This window comes from Arthrobacter sp. B0316-5-4 (genome assembly GCF_059090325.1).
Genome location: NZ_JBNHFN010000005.1, coordinates 197,717 through 212,203, shown reverse-complemented (window position 1 = coordinate 212,203; position 14,487 = coordinate 197,717). Strand labels below are relative to the sequence as shown.

18 protein-coding genes are annotated in these 14,487 nt (G+C 62.3%); 7 read left to right on the top strand and 11 right to left on the bottom strand.

Translation table 11 applies throughout. The annotated features are described in order from the left end of the window. Nucleotides 1-16: 16 nt before the first annotated feature. Together AC5RU9_RS16535 and dnaB are read right to left on the bottom strand one after the other, a co-directional pair. A complete protein-coding gene (locus tag AC5RU9_RS16535; protein WP_494017281.1) occupies nucleotides 17-604 on the bottom strand; it encodes a hypothetical protein in 588 nt (195 codons plus the stop codon). 21 nt (nucleotides 605-625) lie between these two features. Next, entirely contained in the window at nucleotides 626-2,011 is a 1,386-nt protein-coding gene (gene dnaB, locus AC5RU9_RS16530) for a replicative DNA helicase (protein WP_235518206.1), read from the bottom strand. Between the two features lie 594 nt (nucleotides 2,012-2,605). Here dnaB and AC5RU9_RS16525 point away from each other — a divergent pair. Both AC5RU9_RS16525 and AC5RU9_RS16520 read left to right on the top strand, forming a co-directional pair. Next, nucleotides 2,606-3,079: a hypothetical protein gene (locus AC5RU9_RS16525; protein WP_494017537.1), complete on the top strand. Its 474-nt coding sequence runs from the start codon at nucleotides 2,606-2,608 to the stop codon at nucleotides 3,077-3,079. Nucleotides 3,080-3,086: 7 nt separating this feature from the next. Further along, nucleotides 3,087-3,662: a hypothetical protein gene (locus AC5RU9_RS16520; protein ID WP_211710168.1), complete on the top strand. Its 576-nt coding sequence runs from the start codon at nucleotides 3,087-3,089 to the stop codon at nucleotides 3,660-3,662. Nucleotides 3,663-3,668: 6 nt separating this feature from the next. Here the strand turns inward: AC5RU9_RS16520 and AC5RU9_RS16515 are convergent, their stop codons facing one another. The 5 genes from AC5RU9_RS16515 to AC5RU9_RS16495 form a co-directional block, all read right to left on the bottom strand. After that, complete coding sequence (locus AC5RU9_RS16515; RefSeq protein ID WP_494017280.1) at nucleotides 3,669-4,037, bottom strand: TFIIB-type zinc ribbon-containing protein; 369 nt, start codon at nucleotides 4,035-4,037, stop codon at nucleotides 3,669-3,671. Nucleotides 4,038-4,114: 77 nt separating this feature from the next. After that, complete coding sequence (locus AC5RU9_RS16510) at nucleotides 4,115-4,741, bottom strand: FMN reductase (RefSeq protein WP_211710172.1); 627 nt, start codon at nucleotides 4,739-4,741, stop codon at nucleotides 4,115-4,117. A 92-nt stretch (nucleotides 4,742-4,833) separates the two neighbouring features. Beyond that, nucleotides 4,834-5,790: an alpha/beta hydrolase gene (locus AC5RU9_RS16505; RefSeq protein ID WP_494017279.1), complete on the bottom strand. Its 957-nt coding sequence runs from the start codon at nucleotides 5,788-5,790 to the stop codon at nucleotides 4,834-4,836. A gap of 57 nt (nucleotides 5,791-5,847) precedes the next feature. Beyond that, a complete protein-coding gene (locus AC5RU9_RS16500) occupies nucleotides 5,848-6,927 on the bottom strand; it encodes an alpha/beta hydrolase (protein ID WP_211710176.1) in 1,080 nt (359 codons plus the stop codon). Nucleotides 6,928-7,010: 83 nt separating this feature from the next. Then, complete coding sequence (locus tag AC5RU9_RS16495) at nucleotides 7,011-7,523, bottom strand: GNAT family N-acetyltransferase (RefSeq protein ID WP_494017278.1); 513 nt, start codon at nucleotides 7,521-7,523, stop codon at nucleotides 7,011-7,013. Nucleotides 7,524-7,584: 61 nt separating this feature from the next. Here AC5RU9_RS16495 and AC5RU9_RS16490 point away from each other — a divergent pair, with 61 nt between their 5' ends. Beyond that, entirely contained in the window at nucleotides 7,585-8,835 is a 1,251-nt protein-coding gene (locus AC5RU9_RS16490) for a CaiB/BaiF CoA transferase family protein (RefSeq protein WP_494017277.1), read from the top strand. Then, nucleotides 8,832-9,785 (top strand): hydroxymethylglutaryl-CoA lyase-like TIM-barrel protein, encoded by a 954-nt coding sequence (locus AC5RU9_RS16485; protein WP_494017276.1) that lies wholly within the window; start codon nucleotides 8,832-8,834, stop codon nucleotides 9,783-9,785. The genes AC5RU9_RS16490 and AC5RU9_RS16485 overlap by 4 nt, the downstream gene beginning before the upstream one ends. Here AC5RU9_RS16485 and AC5RU9_RS16480 read toward each other — a convergent pair. Then, nucleotides 9,782-10,231, bottom strand: a complete 450-nt coding sequence (locus AC5RU9_RS16480; protein WP_211710189.1) for an SRPBCC family protein — start codon at nucleotides 10,229-10,231, stop codon at nucleotides 9,782-9,784. The genes AC5RU9_RS16485 and AC5RU9_RS16480 overlap by 4 nt on opposite strands. An 84-nt stretch (nucleotides 10,232-10,315) precedes the next feature. Continuing rightward, entirely contained in the window at nucleotides 10,316-10,609 is a 294-nt protein-coding gene (locus AC5RU9_RS16475; RefSeq protein WP_494017275.1) for a DUF4287 domain-containing protein, read from the bottom strand. Between the two features lie 147 nt (nucleotides 10,610-10,756). On the opposite strand from AC5RU9_RS16475, the gene AC5RU9_RS16470 reads away from it, so the two are divergent. Beyond that, nucleotides 10,757-11,665, top strand: a complete 909-nt coding sequence (locus AC5RU9_RS16470; protein WP_494017274.1) for a putative periplasmic lipoprotein — start codon at nucleotides 10,757-10,759, stop codon at nucleotides 11,663-11,665. Between the two features lie 7 nt (nucleotides 11,666-11,672). Here AC5RU9_RS16470 and AC5RU9_RS16465 read toward each other — a convergent pair whose 3' ends face one another. Next, nucleotides 11,673-12,410, bottom strand: coding sequence for an ANTAR domain-containing protein (locus AC5RU9_RS16465; RefSeq protein WP_494017273.1), 738 nt, complete (start codon nucleotides 12,408-12,410; stop codon nucleotides 11,673-11,675). Between the two features lie 57 nt (nucleotides 12,411-12,467). After that, entirely contained in the window at nucleotides 12,468-13,385 is a 918-nt protein-coding gene (locus AC5RU9_RS16460; RefSeq protein WP_494017272.1) for a diacylglycerol/lipid kinase family protein, read from the bottom strand. A gap of 173 nt (nucleotides 13,386-13,558) precedes the next feature. Here AC5RU9_RS16460 and AC5RU9_RS16455 point away from each other — a divergent pair, with 173 nt between their 5' ends. Together AC5RU9_RS16455 and AC5RU9_RS16450 are read left to right on the top strand one after the other, a co-directional pair. Beyond that, nucleotides 13,559-13,768, top strand: coding sequence for a hypothetical protein (locus tag AC5RU9_RS16455; protein WP_211710201.1), 210 nt, complete (start codon nucleotides 13,559-13,561; stop codon nucleotides 13,766-13,768). Between the two features lie 41 nt (nucleotides 13,769-13,809). Then, nucleotides 13,810-14,487 (top strand): ABC transporter ATP-binding protein, encoded by a 678-nt coding sequence (locus AC5RU9_RS16450; RefSeq protein ID WP_494017271.1) that lies wholly within the window; start codon nucleotides 13,810-13,812, stop codon nucleotides 14,485-14,487.

The following is a 14,487-nucleotide window of genomic DNA, read 5'->3' as shown; positions in this document are numbered from 1 at the left end:
CCGCCCTTGGGTGTGGCTACTTGATCAGGGCTGCAGCCTGGCCCATCAGTGCACCGAGTGCTTCCGGGCCGCCAGTTGCAGCTTCGCTAGAGGATGCGGAGCCTGAAATCAGGACGCCGTTCTTGAGAGCGTAAGCATTGTAGATGGCCCCAGTCCGTCCACCCGGTATGGTCATGACGGTCTTGGACGCCACCGTTCCGGGCACAGTGCCGACTCCATCGATCTTTTCCGTGGAAGCTGTCATGGTGTCCCCCTCCGCGGAAAGGGTCATTTTCTTGCACGCCTCGATTTGCGCCGTGCTCTTGTCCAGGCGCGCCTGCAGCTGTGCGGGTTCGACGCCGGACGTCAGCGCCACACTTGTGATGAACTCACCTGTCTTGGCCCTGGTAGTGCCTGCGGATGTGGCACCGTCCACGGGCTGATACATTCCAAGCGTGCCGAGATCCGCGCATTCAGCGGGTTCGATGGTTGCCTTGTTGAGCACGCGAATCGGTTCGTACTGGGCCACAACGTCCTGGCCGGAAATTACGGCGCGACTGCTGCCATCAGCTTCCTTAATCTGCCCGGCGACACTGACAAGCTCTTCGTTGGTGTACTTCGTCACGGGCGTCGGCGTCCATGAGGGCTAGAAGCCGCCGCCACCACCGGCGTCGCCCGCCATGTTGGCGAAGCGTGAGTAGTGGCCCTGGAAAGCGACAACGATGTCCTTGGTAGGACCGTTACGGTGCTTGGCGATGAGGATGTCCGCTTCACCGGCCCTGGGTGATTCTTTGTCGTAGACGTCTTCACGGTGCAAGAGGATGACCATGTCAGCGTCCTGCTCGATGGAGCCCGATTCACGGAGGTCGGACACCATGGGGCGTTTGTCCTGACGCTGCTCGGAACCACGGTTCAGCTGCGAGAGCGCAATAACGGGAACCTGCAATTCCTTGGCCAACAGCTTGAGCGCACGCGAGAACTCGGAAACTTCCTGCTGGCGCGACTCCACCTTCTTACCCGAGCTCATGAGCTGGAGGTAGTCGAGGATCACGAGCTTGAGATCGTGCTGCTGCTTGAGGCGCCGGCACTTGGCCCGAATCTCCATGAGGGACATGTTTGGACTGTCATCAATGAACAACGGGGCGTCGTTCATGCGACCCATGGTGGTGGCGATCTTGGACCATTGCTCGTCCTTGATGGTGCCCTTACGGAGGTCCTGCAGTCCGATGGTGGCTTCTGCGGACAGCAGGCGCATGGCGATTTCGTTCCGGCCCATTTCGAGCGAGAACATCACTGTGGCCAGGTTGTTCTTGATGGCAGCGGAGCGGGCGAAGTCCAGAGCGAACGTCGACTTACCAACGGCGGGACGGGCTGCGATGACGATCATCTGGCCGGGGTGGAGGCCGTGCGTCAGTTCGTCCAGTTCGTAGAATCCCGTGGGGACGCCAGTCATGCCTTCACCGCGGTGGCCGGAGGCCTCGATCTCGTCCACGGTGGACTCCATGACGTCCTTCAACGCGACGTAGTCCTCGGCGGTGCGCTTTTCAGCAACCGCGTACACCTCGGCCTGGGCCTGGTTTACGAGGTCTTCCACTTCGCCGTCCTGGCCATAGCCCATCTGGACGATCTTGGTGCCGGCGTTGACGAGGCGGCGGAGCACAGCGCGTTCTGCCACGATCTCGGCGTAGTAGCCCGCGTTGGCCGCCGTGGGAACCGTCTGGATGAGCTCGTGAAGATAGGCCGGTCCGCCGATCCTGTTGATCTCACCGCGCTTGGTCAGCTCATCGGATACCGTCACGGCATCGGCAGGTTCACCACGTCCATAGAGGTCGATGATGGATTCGTAGATGGTCTCGTGCGCCGGACGATAGAAGTCGTGCCCGCGGACGATTTCGACGACGTCGGCAATCGCGTCCTTGGACAGCATCATGCCGCCGAGGACCGACTGTTCAGCCGGGATGTCCTGCGGCGGTTTCCGGCTCGAGTCTGAAGCGCGAGTGCCCTCGATTGAGTCCAAGTGCGTAACTGACAAAGCCGTCCTCCATTTGTGTACCGCTGCTGGTGTGCAATCCCGGCGGTCCGTAAAGCGCTGTATGCGGGTAGGGATCCCGCCGGTTGCACCTGACTATGTCAGGGACGTCCGACAAAATAGCGTTCCGTATCCACAAGTTATCCACAGCCGGTTCCGCAGGGGCGTCCTCGATAGTTGGTGAGGACGAGGCTTGGGAATGCCGACAGGGGATAAATGTGCCCAAAATGGACACTTCAGACACGTTACAGCAGGTGCCGGAACACCCCTGTGGATAACCTGTGGAATAGCAGCGCCACGTTGTGCACAGACTGTGGGTTACTCTGTGGATAGAGAAATTCTTTCGTCGGAAACCAGGCTCTGACCTGCGGAAACGTTCAAAACAGGCTGTGGACTGAAGAAAGATTTTGCACAAAATCATCCACAGACAATCGGCCGCGTCGAGCCCGTCAGGCAGTGAAGGGGCCCTAAACATGCCAAATATGTGATGCATCTTACAGCTCAGCCTTGAATTTGACAGAGCCCTCTCAGAAGCTTATGCCCGTAATGGAATGTGCTGTGGATAACCAACTTCTGGCATAAGCTCTAGGCATGGGGATGAACTTTGGTGACGTGCTGACGATTGTCCTTCCACTACTAATCCTGGTGGGCCTGCTCTGGGCCTTGACTGCGGCCTTCAAACCCCGCGATACCGGGCTTTCTGACGCCGAGAGGTATCAGCGCGAATTGGCCGCCCGCTCCGCTGCCCACCAAGCCTCCCAAGTGCAGGCTGCGTTGGCCCTGCGGGCCCGCATCGAGGCCTCCACCAAGCCCAGCCAGAACGCGGCCAGCCAAAATGAGCAGGCACAGCATCACAAGGCGTCCATTCAAGCCCAAAACGGACCATCCCACACGACTGGCCGTCCTAATCAGCAGCCAGCGGTCCTTCCCAATGGAGAGCTCAACCCACAGCTGGCTTTTGAGCTGCAAAACCTCGTCCGCAGCGGCAAGAAGATCGAAGCCATCAAAGTCCTACGCCAAGCCACCCACTCAGATTTGCTCACTGCCAAGAACTACGTAGATCGGCTCTGACACCGCTATGGACTCCATCCTCATTCCGCTCCTGATCCTGATCGCGGTCGTAGCGGGCGTACTCCTGCTTATCCGGTCGTTCACCAAGCGCACCGCCGAAACCAAGTCGGGTGTCGCCACGGCGAGCGCTTCAAAGGACCCGGTCGAATTGGCCAAGGAGTCTGCAGCGAAGCTGAACCAGGAGCAGCACCGCCAGATTTACTCACTCATCGCCCGGGGACAAGGCATGGCGGCAATCAAGCTCTACCTGCAGGCAACAGGCGACGGACTGCGTGCCTCGCGGGATGCCGTGGGTGCCCTGGCCGCCCACCCGCAACCGTTCACCCCCGAAGGTCCGGCCAAGGACCCGCTGGCGGATGATGACGATGAGCCCGAGCGCTTCCCGTACAGGTACCGTGCAATCGTCAGCAAGGGAGAAGTCACCCGGGAAGTGAGCAGCAACATGCTCAACGACGAGATCTACGGCCGCATCAGGACCCTGGCTAAGAGCGGTGACGTCGAAGGCGCGGCACTGGCCCTCACGCGCCACTCCGACATCACCATCAAGCAGGCCCGCGAGTTCATCGAGCTCCTGGACGACTAGCAGGAATCAGAAGTCGAAGAGGTCGCCCAGGAAGCCTTCCTTCTTCTTGCGCTTGCGGCCGTATTGGTCGCGGCGATCGTAGTCGCCCCTACGGTCGTAGTCGGGCCGGTCATAGTCTCCACGGCCGTCACGCCTGTCCCGGTCGTCGTACCGTGGCTGCTGCGGACGGGACTCGAAGGGGTTATAGAGGGGCGGCGGGGCTATCGGAGGTTGGGCCGGAGCAGTGGCCGATCGCGGGGCGGGGCCTGAGTCCGCAGCCACGCGATCGATGATCTTGTCCAGCTCCCCACGATCCAGCCACACTCCCCTGCATTGGGGGCAGTAGTCGATCTCGACGCCGCCTCGTTCGCTCATCACCAGGTCAATGGAATCCACAGGACATTTCATGTTTGCCCCAACGTTCGGCGGAACGGAATAGTTCGGGCCTGGCCACGCCCGGCCGCTTGTTCGGGTTACCTGCCCGCTGAGATCCCGGCCAGCAGCTGTTCGAACGGCAGTGATTCCAGCGCTTCGCTCTTGCGGTGCGGCTGGTTTCCGCTGAGCAACTGCACCAGCTCGCCCGCTGCCCGGTCCACGCGCGACGAAAGGGGCGAGCCGCCGTCGTCGGTGTTTCCCCAGTCCTGGGGCCCGGCGAACACGCCGGTCGAAGCGATCCTGGTCCGCAGGTAGCTGAAGAGTGGGCGCATGGCGTAGTCGAGGACCATCTGGTGGCGGTCGGTGCCGCCGGTGGCGCCGAGCAACACGGCCTTGCCGTCCAAGGACTTGGGATCAAGAACGTCGATGAACGACTTGAACAGTCCGCTGTAGGAGGCGCTGAAGACGGGGCTGACGGCGATGATGGCGTCGGAATCCTCGACGCCGGCGATTACCTCCGCGAGGCGCGGGGCGGCGTAACCGGTTACGAAGTTGTTGGCGATGTCCACGGCGAGGTCGCGCAGTTCAACGACGTCGATCTTTGCCTCGTAGCCTGCCGCGCGTAGCTGCCGACCGGTGGACGCTGCCAGCTGGTCAGCCAGCAAGCGGCTCGACGACGGCACGCCCAGACCGGCGGAAAGTACGGTGATGCGGCGGGTTTCCATGGCATTCTCCTATTGCTCGTTCATTCAGTTTACATGCATTTGCATCTACATCAATGAACAGGGCCGCCTCTCGATGTATTCCCGCGGTTGCGCTACTTCGCCCCGAGCCCTGCCAGGAACGCCGCGGTGGCGGACGATATCTGCCTTTGGGCTACGTCCCGGGCCACCGTCGGCTCACCATCGCCAGGCTGCGGACCGTAGTCCCCGAAGTAGGCATGGTTGGCACCCTGCACCGCCAGGAATGCGGCGTCGGAGGGAAGCAATTGACGGGATGCGTCGATCTTGCCTGGCGTACTCAGTCCGTCCTCAGTACCGGAAATGGAAAGCACCTTCAGGCCCGCACGGTCCTGCATGGAGTCAAGGGGATAGGAAGCGAAGAGCAGCAAACCGGCCACGTCCTTGTTGTTCAATGCGAAGGAACTCGCGCTGACGCCGCCCAGGGAATGTCCCCCAACGGCCCACGAGCTGATGCCTGGATGGTCCGACATGGCGCTCCTGGCCTGGTTGCCGTCAAGCAGGCTGAGATTCAGGGGAGTCTTCAGGATGACCACCAGGAATCCGGACTCGACAGCGGGCCTGAGGATGTCCGCGTAGGCCCGGGCCTCCACCTTGGCTCCCGGATAGAAGACCAGGCCCTTCGTGGCTTGCCCGCCATCCGGCGACAACGTGATCGCCGTCGGGGTTTCCACCACGGAAAGCTCCGATGTGGGACCCGCGGGGGCCGCCTGACAGGCGAAGGGGTTGAGCCAGGCCAGGATTGCCACCAACACCAGGACGGCACCCCTCCCCAACCACGCCCCGACAGCACGAAGAGTGGAGCGGCGCAGGCGCACATTGCGCCCTCGCCAGAGCAGGGCCGACCAAAAGAGTCCGACGACGGCGGCAGTCACCAATATCGCTGGCAGCAGCGGGTGGCCACGCAGGACAGCCGGGTTCCCGATCAGCATTGCGGCGGGCACCGATATCAGGGCTGCCGCGCAAAGCCAGGAGGCCCAGTAGAGGGCAGGGCGGCGAGTGGTGACTTCTGAGTGAGCCGAACGGAGAACCATATCTCAACAATAGTTCCATCATGGAGATAATTTCGACATGGCGGCCAGCAGCCGGACCTACTGCTTCCTGGCGGCGTTCGTGGACAGGAAATCGAGCAGCTTGTCCCGGGCCTCCCGAGCCTCGGCAAAGTTCAGATGGAACTGGTACTCATGGGGAAGTTCTGGCTGATGGTCAGCAGGCCAGAACAGCTCCGTGACGGGAACGCCGGCCTCTTTCAAACGGTTGCTGTACGGAACCGACTGAAGCCATGTCAGGCCGTCACCGTTTCCGCCACTGATGAATGTCGGTGGAAAGTCGTTCTGGACGAAGTCGATCGTGGACATGGTGGCGCCTGCGTACGTTGCGGACCAGTCCTTGGTTCCGGTGTAAGCCCACAGGGAGGTCTTAAAGCCCCAGGCGACAATGCCGTTGAGATCCGCCATGGCCCGGAGATCGTACACACCACAGTGCAGGATGGTCGCGGCCAGGTCTGATTTCTGCAGGGCTGGCTGAATTCCCAGAAGGTTGGCGTACTCGGGATTCACGGTGAGCGTTGTCATTTGGCTGGCCAACTGTGCGCCGGCAGAGTCCCCCGCCAGAACGATGCGGCCCGCGTCCACGTTCAGCTCCGCCGCGTGCGCCTTGATGTAAGCGAGCGCGTCGTTGATGTCGCGAACGGCTGTGGGATACGTCGCCTCAGGCGCGATCGGGTAACTCAGGCCGATGGTGGTGTAGCCCTCTGCTGCCAGAATCCGAAGGTAGGGCTCAACGTCCCTCTGCGCGCCGGAGATCCAGGCACCTCCGTGGATCCACACGATGGTGGGAAGCGCTGCGGCAGTCCCGGCAGGACTAAAGGCATCGAAGGTGGATCCGGGTTTGTAGACGATACCTGTCTGGGCCTGCAGCGGAGTATCGGGAACGTACGGGGTCATCTCGTCGATGGTGGACTGCGCACCGCGTTCAAAGACGCTTCGAATCAACATCGCCGACGGCCAGGGCGTTGCCGAAAGCGCCAGAAGCACAACCAAGACGACGAGGATCGCCAGGTCCAGTTTCCTGAGGCGCAAAGAGCGCTTTCGGGGTGCGCGCGGACCGGCACCCGTTCCTGTTGCTACATGCTTCTCCGCGCTGGCCTGGATCGATTCCAACGGTCCCATCACACACTCCCCCGGTCGGTGCACCTGTGGACCATGCTAAGGGCAAAGACCGGCCCGCGTGGGGGAACCGGCGCGCGTCCACGTCAGGCCAGCGGCCGTGCCGCTCCGAGCAGGACTCCTTCGCCGCCGTCGAAGGTCACCGTATGGAATCGCGGCCCGCGGGCCACCTCCAGGAAGCCCGATGTCCGGTGCAATGCCAGTGACGCCTGGTTGCGGGCATTGACCACGTACCAGGCCCTATCGGCACGTTGCCAGATCCATGCAAGCCGGGCCTCGGTGAGCTTCCCCGCAACCCCTCTTCGCCTGAAGTCGGGCAGCACCGTAATCCCGGCGAGGTAGTGGCCCGCGGGCGCAGCTCCCTCATCAGAATCCCAATGGTGTGTCTTGGCCCAGCCCACCACGGCCGGCGCACCTTCCCTCGGAGTGCACTGGGCCATCGCTGCCACCAGAACCAAGCGGGCAGGGTCTGCAATCGCGGCCGAGATGCTGGAGGAGAAGTTCCCTTTGCTCGCACCGTCAACGCGACCGGCGGCCAGATCGACCTCAACAATCCCGGGCACATCGGCTTCGACGGCGGTGCGGATCACGACAGTCATGTTTCCAGCCTAGTTGCGGTGAAATCTTGCAGTACGAGTCCAAGATCATAGTCTGGGAGGCATGACACAGGAAGCAATCGCCCCGTTGGACGGCATCCGGGTCCTTGAGCTCGGAAATTACATTGCCGCCCCCACCGCCGGCAGGCTGCTGGCCGACTTCGGTGCGGAAGTCATCAAGGTGGAGCGCCCCGGGACCGGAGATGAGCTCCGCAACTGGCGCCTGCACAAGGGGACGACGTCCATGCTGTACCGCACGTTGAACCGCAACAAGAAGTCCGTGGTCCTGGACCTGCGCACTGAGGCGGGAAAGCAGGCCGTGCTGGAGCTCGTCGCCCACTCCGACATACTGCTGGAAAACTTTCGGCCCGGCACCTTGGAAAAGTGGGGCCTCGGGCCGGAGGTCCTCAACGAGGCCAACCCGAACCTCATCGTCACGCGTATCTCTGCCTTCGGGCAGACGGGGCCGCTGTCCGGGCGGCCCGGTTTTGCGGCCGTCGCCGAAGCATACGGCGGGTTCCGCAATCTGGTGGGCGACCCGGATCGGGCACCGGTGCGGGTGGGTGTCTCCATTGGTGACTCGATCGCCGGCCTTTATGCCGCCTTCGGCTCCGTGATGAGCCTGTACCAGCGTGAAGCACGACGGCGGGACGCGGCTGGTGCGGTTCCGCTCGCCGAACGCATCATCGACGTCGCGTTGAACGAGGCAATGTTCTCCATGATGGAGTCACTGATCCCGGACTACCAGGCCTATGGCGTGGACCGGCAGCGCGTCGGTGGCCGCATGGAGGGTATTGCACCTTCGAATGCCTATGTGTGCGGGGACGGGGCGAGCATCGTGGTGGCGGGAAATGGCGACTCGATTTTCCAGCGGTACATGCACACCATTGGGCGGCCCGACCTTGCCGGGGATCCCGGGCTGCAGTCCAATGCCGGCCGCTGGGCAAAACGTGAAGAGTTGGACCAGGCCATCGGTGAGTGGGCCTCGACCTTGGGCGCTCCGGAGGCCCTCGCCGCCCTTGAAGCCGCCGGAGTCCCGGCCGGACCTATCTATACGGCGGCGGACATCAGCACGGACGGCCAGTACGCGGCCCGAAACATGATCCAAAAGTTCGATGTCTCTACGGGCGAGGAAGTCCTCCCGGATGTGGGTTTCCCGGGCATCGTTCCCGTGATCGGTGAGCAGTCCCTGCCCATCCGGAACCTCGGCCCGGATCTTGGCGAAAACACGCAGGAGATCCTCGGCGGCCTCCTGAACATGGACGCGGCCCAGATCAGTGCGGCTTCAGGAACCGAGGAGGTACACCTGCCATGAACGGCATCGACAATCCGCTCTCCAGCACCCTCGGTAACGCGATCCTGAGGGATGTGACGCTGCGCGACGGACTCCAACTCACCGGCAAAATCCTGCCGACGGAACGGAAGATCGAAACAGTCCGCGAGCTGCTGCGCCTGGGCGTACCAGCGATCGAGCTGGGTTCAATGGCCCGGGCCGACCTGGTACCCACCATGGCCAACACGCTTGAAGTGGTCCAGGCACTGACTGCGGACGAACTGGAAAGATGCTGGATCTGGGTGGCCACGCCGGGCCATGTCGCAGAGGCCTCGGCCGCGGGAGCACGGAATTTCCAGTACTGCCTGTCGGCCTCGGATTCCCATAACAAGGCCAACATCGGCCGGACCACGGACCAAAGCCTGGATGCCTTGCCGGAAGCCGTTGAACTGGCGCAATCGGTGGGTGGAAAAATTCAGTTGTGCATCGCGACGTCTTTCACGTGTCCGTTCGAAGGCTATATTCCGGAGGAACGCGTCCTGTCGATCGCCAACGATCCGCGGGCGGTGGGCACCACGGACATCGTCATCTGCGACACTTTGGGCCAAGCAGTTCCGGCCCAGGTCTCCCAGCTGATCACCCGGGTCCGCAACGAGTCTCCTGCCCGTCGGATCGTCTACCACGGCCACGACACCTGGGGACTGGGCGTGGCTAACACGCTGGCAGCGATCCAAGCCGGCGCCGCGATGGTGGACGGTGCCCTCGGCGGTTTGGGAGGCTGCCCGTTTGCTCCGGGCGCCAGCGGCAACACCTCCAGCGAGGACATCCTGTTCGCCACCCGGCCTGGCTGGTTGAACCCGGAAGTCTTCGGCGAACTGGTGCACCTGTCCGGTAAGTTGCTGGAGGAGCTGGGCGAACCCAACCGCTCCAAGGCAGCACAGGGCGCCCACTCCAAGGCTCCAGCCTTTGAGTGGGTGATGCCCGTTCTCTAGCCGTTTCCTCCAGCCCCACCAACGGCCATCAGTCCCAGGCGCTTGAGGGTTTCACGGTTCCGAACGCCGATCATGGGATCCCGTAATGCCTTGGGCACGAACTTTCCGGGGCCACGGACGGCGTCTTCGGAAATGGAGACCCGGCACTGGGCGCTGCCGAGGGGCTCCAGAGTGATGAGCACTTCCGCCTCACCCATGGGCCAGCCCCTCGCCAGGAGCTTGAGTTCCCGCTTGGGCTCCATGCCGGTGACACTGGTGCTGTCGTCGATGAGGAACGGCCAGGCCCCCACGGAGTGGTGGAGCCGGGCACCTACCTGCGGCCACTGATCGTCCACGGCACGGATCCGCGAGGCGCCCACCACCCAGCCAGAGTAGAGCCATCCGTCGGCGATCACGCCCCAAACGCGGTCAGCCGATGAGTCGAGTACTTCGGTCACTGTTGACATCTGTAGCCCTTCCACGCATTGTCCGGCACCATCGGTGACCATAAGCTAAGCATGCTTACTGTTCGCCTGCCAGCGGCCGCGCAATTATGGCGAGGGCTTGCTGGCCTTACCGTCCAGCCAGAGCGTGTCCGATTCATCCCGGTGCGTCCCATCCGCACCCACGTGCTTGCTGTCGATCTTCGGGCCGTTCTTGATGACGTGGACCAACGCCATCCCATGTCCACGCCCCAGGCCGTAATCCGTCTTCAACCATTCAAGGATGGTTCCCGCCTTTACTGACGGGTCGTTGAAGCCCTTGCTTTCCGCAATGTCGACCAATTGCCTCGGCGTCAGCCCTGTCTTGTCCTCGACGGCGTCGAGGTATGCCTGGAAGGACATCAATAGTGCCTTTCGTCAGTCGCCGCGGGCCTCCTGGCGAGGTCCGCAGGGAAGGAAATCCCAAGTACGCGCGACTCTACTGGATGCCGCCGACATGGGGCACTGGAGAGGGGTGTCGAGGTGTTTCCAACCGCCTACACTGGCAGCATGCGCGGAGAGCTGGCGGTGCGGGCTTGGGCTTTCGTCGTGGCCTTCTTCTGCGCCATTCCCCTTCTGGCGGGATGTACCGGGCCTGGCGCCACCACGCCAGCCGTGGAGACGCCCTCGAGCGCAGCCACGCACCAACCCATCACCGTCGAGGTCAACCAGTCCAGGGACCAGTACGGTAAGCAGGCCATCCAGATCCAGCTGACCAACACCTCAGATGCGCCGCTGACCGTGAGCACCGCCCAACTGGACTCACCCCTGTTCCAGGAAGACATCGTGTGGAGGGCGTCGGAAGGCGGCTTGGTCCTGCCGCCCAACCAGCCCAAGAGTGTTCCCACGGCCCTGCCTGCGCCAGCATGCGATACGCCAAAGGATGCCACCACGGATCTCAAAGCCAAAATCGACTACGCAGAAGCCGGCAAGGACCCCGGTCAACAAACTTCCGATGCTTCCGACCCCTTTGGTGTCCTCCCCAGGAACGCCGGCGAGCTGTGCCTCGCCGCCCAAGCAGCCGACGTCGCCACCATGGTCCTGGACCCGAAACTGGAGGTTGCCGCTGACGGCGGCACCGCCGTCGTACGTCTTTTGATCACGCCAGCAGCCGACGGCGGTTCCCATCGGACGCTGACCATCCAGGGCATCGACGGCACAACCCTGCTGGCCGAGGCTGACAAGCAGCCGTGGCCGCGGAACGTCAAAATCAGCCAAGGCACCGCCCCCATGGAACTGTCCCTGGGAATCCGTCCGGCACGCTGCGATCCTCACGCCGTGGCTGAGGACAAAGTAGGGACGCTGCTGCCGCTCAGGGTAACCGTGGGTGACCGCGAAGGCCTGCTGAAAATCGCGGCCTCAGTGGACCTCCGTGGCCGCATCTATGACTTCGTTACTGCCGCATGCGGTGACGGATAAGGCGGTTTCAGTCGTCGAAATGGGCCACGGCATCCGGCTGCCCGGAAATACGGTCCACCATGGACTGCGCAACGGAATGGAGCTTTTGGTTTCGATCGCTGGAAGCCCTGCGCAGGACATCGAAAGCTTCTTCCTGGGTGCAACGGTTCTGGGCCATGATCATTCCGCAGGCAAGGTCAATAACAGTCCTGGTATCCATGGCGGCCTTCAGGTCATCGCCGCGCTGATGTGCGGCTGCGAGCCTGATCGCCAAGCGCATCGCTTTACTGGCCATTTCAACAAAAAGCACAGCATCCGAGATGGCCTGTTCCGTGAAGAGCCCCGGCTCGGGCGCAAAGAAATTGAGTACCGCGGCGGAGTCCTCTCCCAAGGTCATGGGCACGCCCAAGGCACTCTTGACTCCCGCCGCGGCAAGGGCCTTCCGATACTCGGGCCAGCGCGGATCGGAATCAACATCCCCCAGGAGGACCGGCACACCACTGTCCAGCGCGTCGACGCACGGCCCCGAACCCAAGGACTGTTCAATCCGGTCCAAGATCAGGGCACGTTCGCTGCTGCCGCCAATCGTGGCGGTCCGTTTACGGCGCCTCAGCGTCACGGCACACTCAATATGCGCGGTGCACACCCTGGTCATCATGCCTGCGGCGAAGCCGGTCAGCCCGTCCAGGAATGCCTTGACGTCCTCGGTCCCGGCAATGAGATCGACCAGCTGCTCGAAATCTTCCGCCCAGTCTCCTTCACCCATGACCTCAATCTAGAGAACCCTGGAGCTGGCCACAACAGTCCGGCAGGAATCGCCTGGCTAGCCGATGATGGGAAGGGCAGATGGGGCGCTTTCCACCTTGACTGTGACGTTCGCTTCCACCCTCTTGACTTCGCCATCCACCTGGTACGGCAACGGCTTGAGCGTGGTGAACTCGTAGCTGCTGACGCTCGGCTGATCCCCCAAACCCTGTGTGGTGGCACGCAACGCTGTCAGCAGCACGCGCCACTTGGGCATGTGCGGAAACACGATGACCTCGAACTTGCCGTCCTTTGGCAGGTTGTCCGCTTCGCTCAGCGTGGCGTACTTGGCCATCTCCGGAATGTTGGCGAAGACGAGGCTGTCGAATTTGTGACGCTTCCCGTCCTCGAGGCGGATCGCGAAAGGCTCGAATTTGGAGAAAGTCTGTATTACCGTGACCATTTCCTTGAGCGCGCCTTTGCTGCCTTTTTCCAGTTCGGTGGCCACAACCGGGGTCAGGCCAAATCCGATATAGGAGTGCGCATATTCCAGGGGCTCATGGTCTTTTTGGCCCGTATGGATACGGAGAAGGTCGATCGAGTGCACACGGCCCTCGGCAATGGCCTCTTCCAAGGGTTTTGTGGCGGTAATCCGGCTATGGTCGTTGGCATTCCCTGCAGCCCTCACGGCACAAACGGCCCGGGGGTTGCCGGCCTGCATGACACCGTTCACCACCTCGTTGTATCCGCCGTCCCCACTCACGGAAACCACAAGGACGTCCCCACCCTTGGCCGCTGCTTCGCGCGCCAAGTCCACGGCGTGGCCTGCATGCTCAGTGGGCTGGAGGATGATCTCGGGTTGGTACGTGAGGAGACTCTTCAACTTGTCGTGCAACTGCTGCGCCAACTCAGGCGCGTCCCCCGTGCTGTTGGGATTGAAAATAATGACGATCGACTCAAAGGTCCGGGCAGAATCCACGATGCGCTCCTGATTCATTGCGAGGTCCCTTACAGGCGGCTGTTTTCCTCGAAGTTCCCATAGTATTCGCAAACGCGGTGGGGTTTCGGATGGGGCGTGAACGTGAAAGCATGAATCGTGCCCGCAGAAGCCGGGGTACACGACAATCAGCCTGACGCAGTCCGGTGCTGTGTCAGCGGTGGGGGGCTTGAATGCAAGACTCACGGGAAACAGCGCGAACACTTGTCCTGGACCATGAAATAACCCTTGAGGATTTATGGGCCTGGTACTGGGCCAACGGCGGAAACGCCAGGCAGTGGGACTTTGACGCCTACCTGTTCGGAATCGAAGAGCGTGATCCTTTCGAATTGAAAATCCTTGCCTGGGCCATGGAAGACCTCGAGGCCCGATCACTTCTGTGACATAGCAAAACCGGACCAAACACCCCCGGTAGGGTTACACCATGGGGACGGTTCTTGAGGTTGAAAACTTGAGCGTGGGCTATGCCGGCGATCCGGTGTGTGGCGAGGTTACTGCGACCGTGGCGGCCGGAGAAGTGCTGGGGATCGTGGGCGTCAACGGCGCAGGGAAGTCCACGGTAGCGCGGACCATCGCCGGGCGGCAGTCTCCCCTGGCAGGAGATGTCAAAGTCAATGGCCTCCTGATTGATCCGGACGCAGTTCCGTTCCGCCGGCAGGTTTCGGCTGTTTTCGATGACGACCTCTTCTTTCCGTCCCTCACAGTCCGGGAGCACTTGCTCCTGATCGCCCGCGGGCACTCGCTGGAGAACCCCGAGACGAAGGTCGAGGAGGAACTGGAGTTCTTCGGCCTCCTGGGGCGGGCCCACGCGATACCTGACGCCTTGTCTTCGGGCCAGCGGCGGCGACTGCTCCTGGCCGCTGGATTGATCCGACCGTCGTCGCTCCTGATCCTGGACGAACCTGAACAACGGCTCGATCCGCAGATGCGCGTCGCAGTGGGTGCCCGCATCGCGGAGCACGCCGATCACGGTGGATCAGTGGTCCTTGTCACCCACGATCCCCAACTGCTGCTCGCTATTGCTTCCACCTGCCTGGTCATTGACGAGGTAGTCCGGGAACTCGCCCCGGAGCACGGCGCTTCGATCATTTCCGGATCCTGA

Excerpts from the sequence above, each read along its gene's own strand:
- AC5RU9_RS16470 (WP_494017274.1), top strand. The coding sequence starts at position 10,757 with ATGCGCGGAGAGCTGGCGGTGCGGGCTTGGGCTTTCGTCGTGGCCTTC.
- AC5RU9_RS16485 (WP_494017276.1), top strand. The coding sequence starts at position 8,832 with ATGAACGGCATCGACAATCCGCTCTCCAGCACCCTCGGTAACGCGATC.
- AC5RU9_RS16505 (WP_494017279.1), bottom strand. The coding sequence starts at position 5,790 with ATGGTTCTCCGTTCGGCTCACTCAGAAGTCACCACTCGCCGCCCTGCC.
- AC5RU9_RS16450 (WP_494017271.1), top strand. The coding sequence starts at position 13,810 with ATGGGGACGGTTCTTGAGGTTGAAAACTTGAGCGTGGGCTATGCCGGC.
- AC5RU9_RS16510 (WP_211710172.1), bottom strand. The coding sequence starts at position 4,741 with ATGGAAACCCGCCGCATCACCGTACTTTCCGCCGGTCTGGGCGTGCCG.
- AC5RU9_RS16525 (WP_494017537.1), top strand. The coding sequence starts at position 2,606 with ATGAACTTTGGTGACGTGCTGACGATTGTCCTTCCACTACTAATCCTG.
- AC5RU9_RS16500 (WP_211710176.1), bottom strand. The coding sequence starts at position 6,927 with ATGGGACCGTTGGAATCGATCCAGGCCAGCGCGGAGAAGCATGTAGCA.
- AC5RU9_RS16455 (WP_211710201.1), top strand. The coding sequence starts at position 13,559 with ATGCAAGACTCACGGGAAACAGCGCGAACACTTGTCCTGGACCATGAA.
- AC5RU9_RS16465 (WP_494017273.1), bottom strand. The coding sequence starts at position 12,410 with ATGGGTGAAGGAGACTGGGCGGAAGATTTCGAGCAGCTGGTCGATCTC.
- AC5RU9_RS16460 (WP_494017272.1), bottom strand. The coding sequence starts at position 13,385 with ATGAATCAGGAGCGCATCGTGGATTCTGCCCGGACCTTTGAGTCGATC.
- AC5RU9_RS16520 (WP_211710168.1), top strand. The coding sequence starts at position 3,087 with ATGGACTCCATCCTCATTCCGCTCCTGATCCTGATCGCGGTCGTAGCG.
- AC5RU9_RS16480 (WP_211710189.1), bottom strand. The coding sequence starts at position 10,231 with ATGTCAACAGTGACCGAAGTACTCGACTCATCGGCTGACCGCGTTTGG.
- AC5RU9_RS16490 (WP_494017277.1), top strand. The coding sequence starts at position 7,585 with ATGACACAGGAAGCAATCGCCCCGTTGGACGGCATCCGGGTCCTTGAG.
- AC5RU9_RS16495 (WP_494017278.1), bottom strand. The coding sequence starts at position 7,523 with ATGACTGTCGTGATCCGCACCGCCGTCGAAGCCGATGTGCCCGGGATT.
- AC5RU9_RS16475 (WP_494017275.1), bottom strand. The coding sequence starts at position 10,609 with ATGTCCTTCCAGGCATACCTCGACGCCGTCGAGGACAAGACAGGGCTG.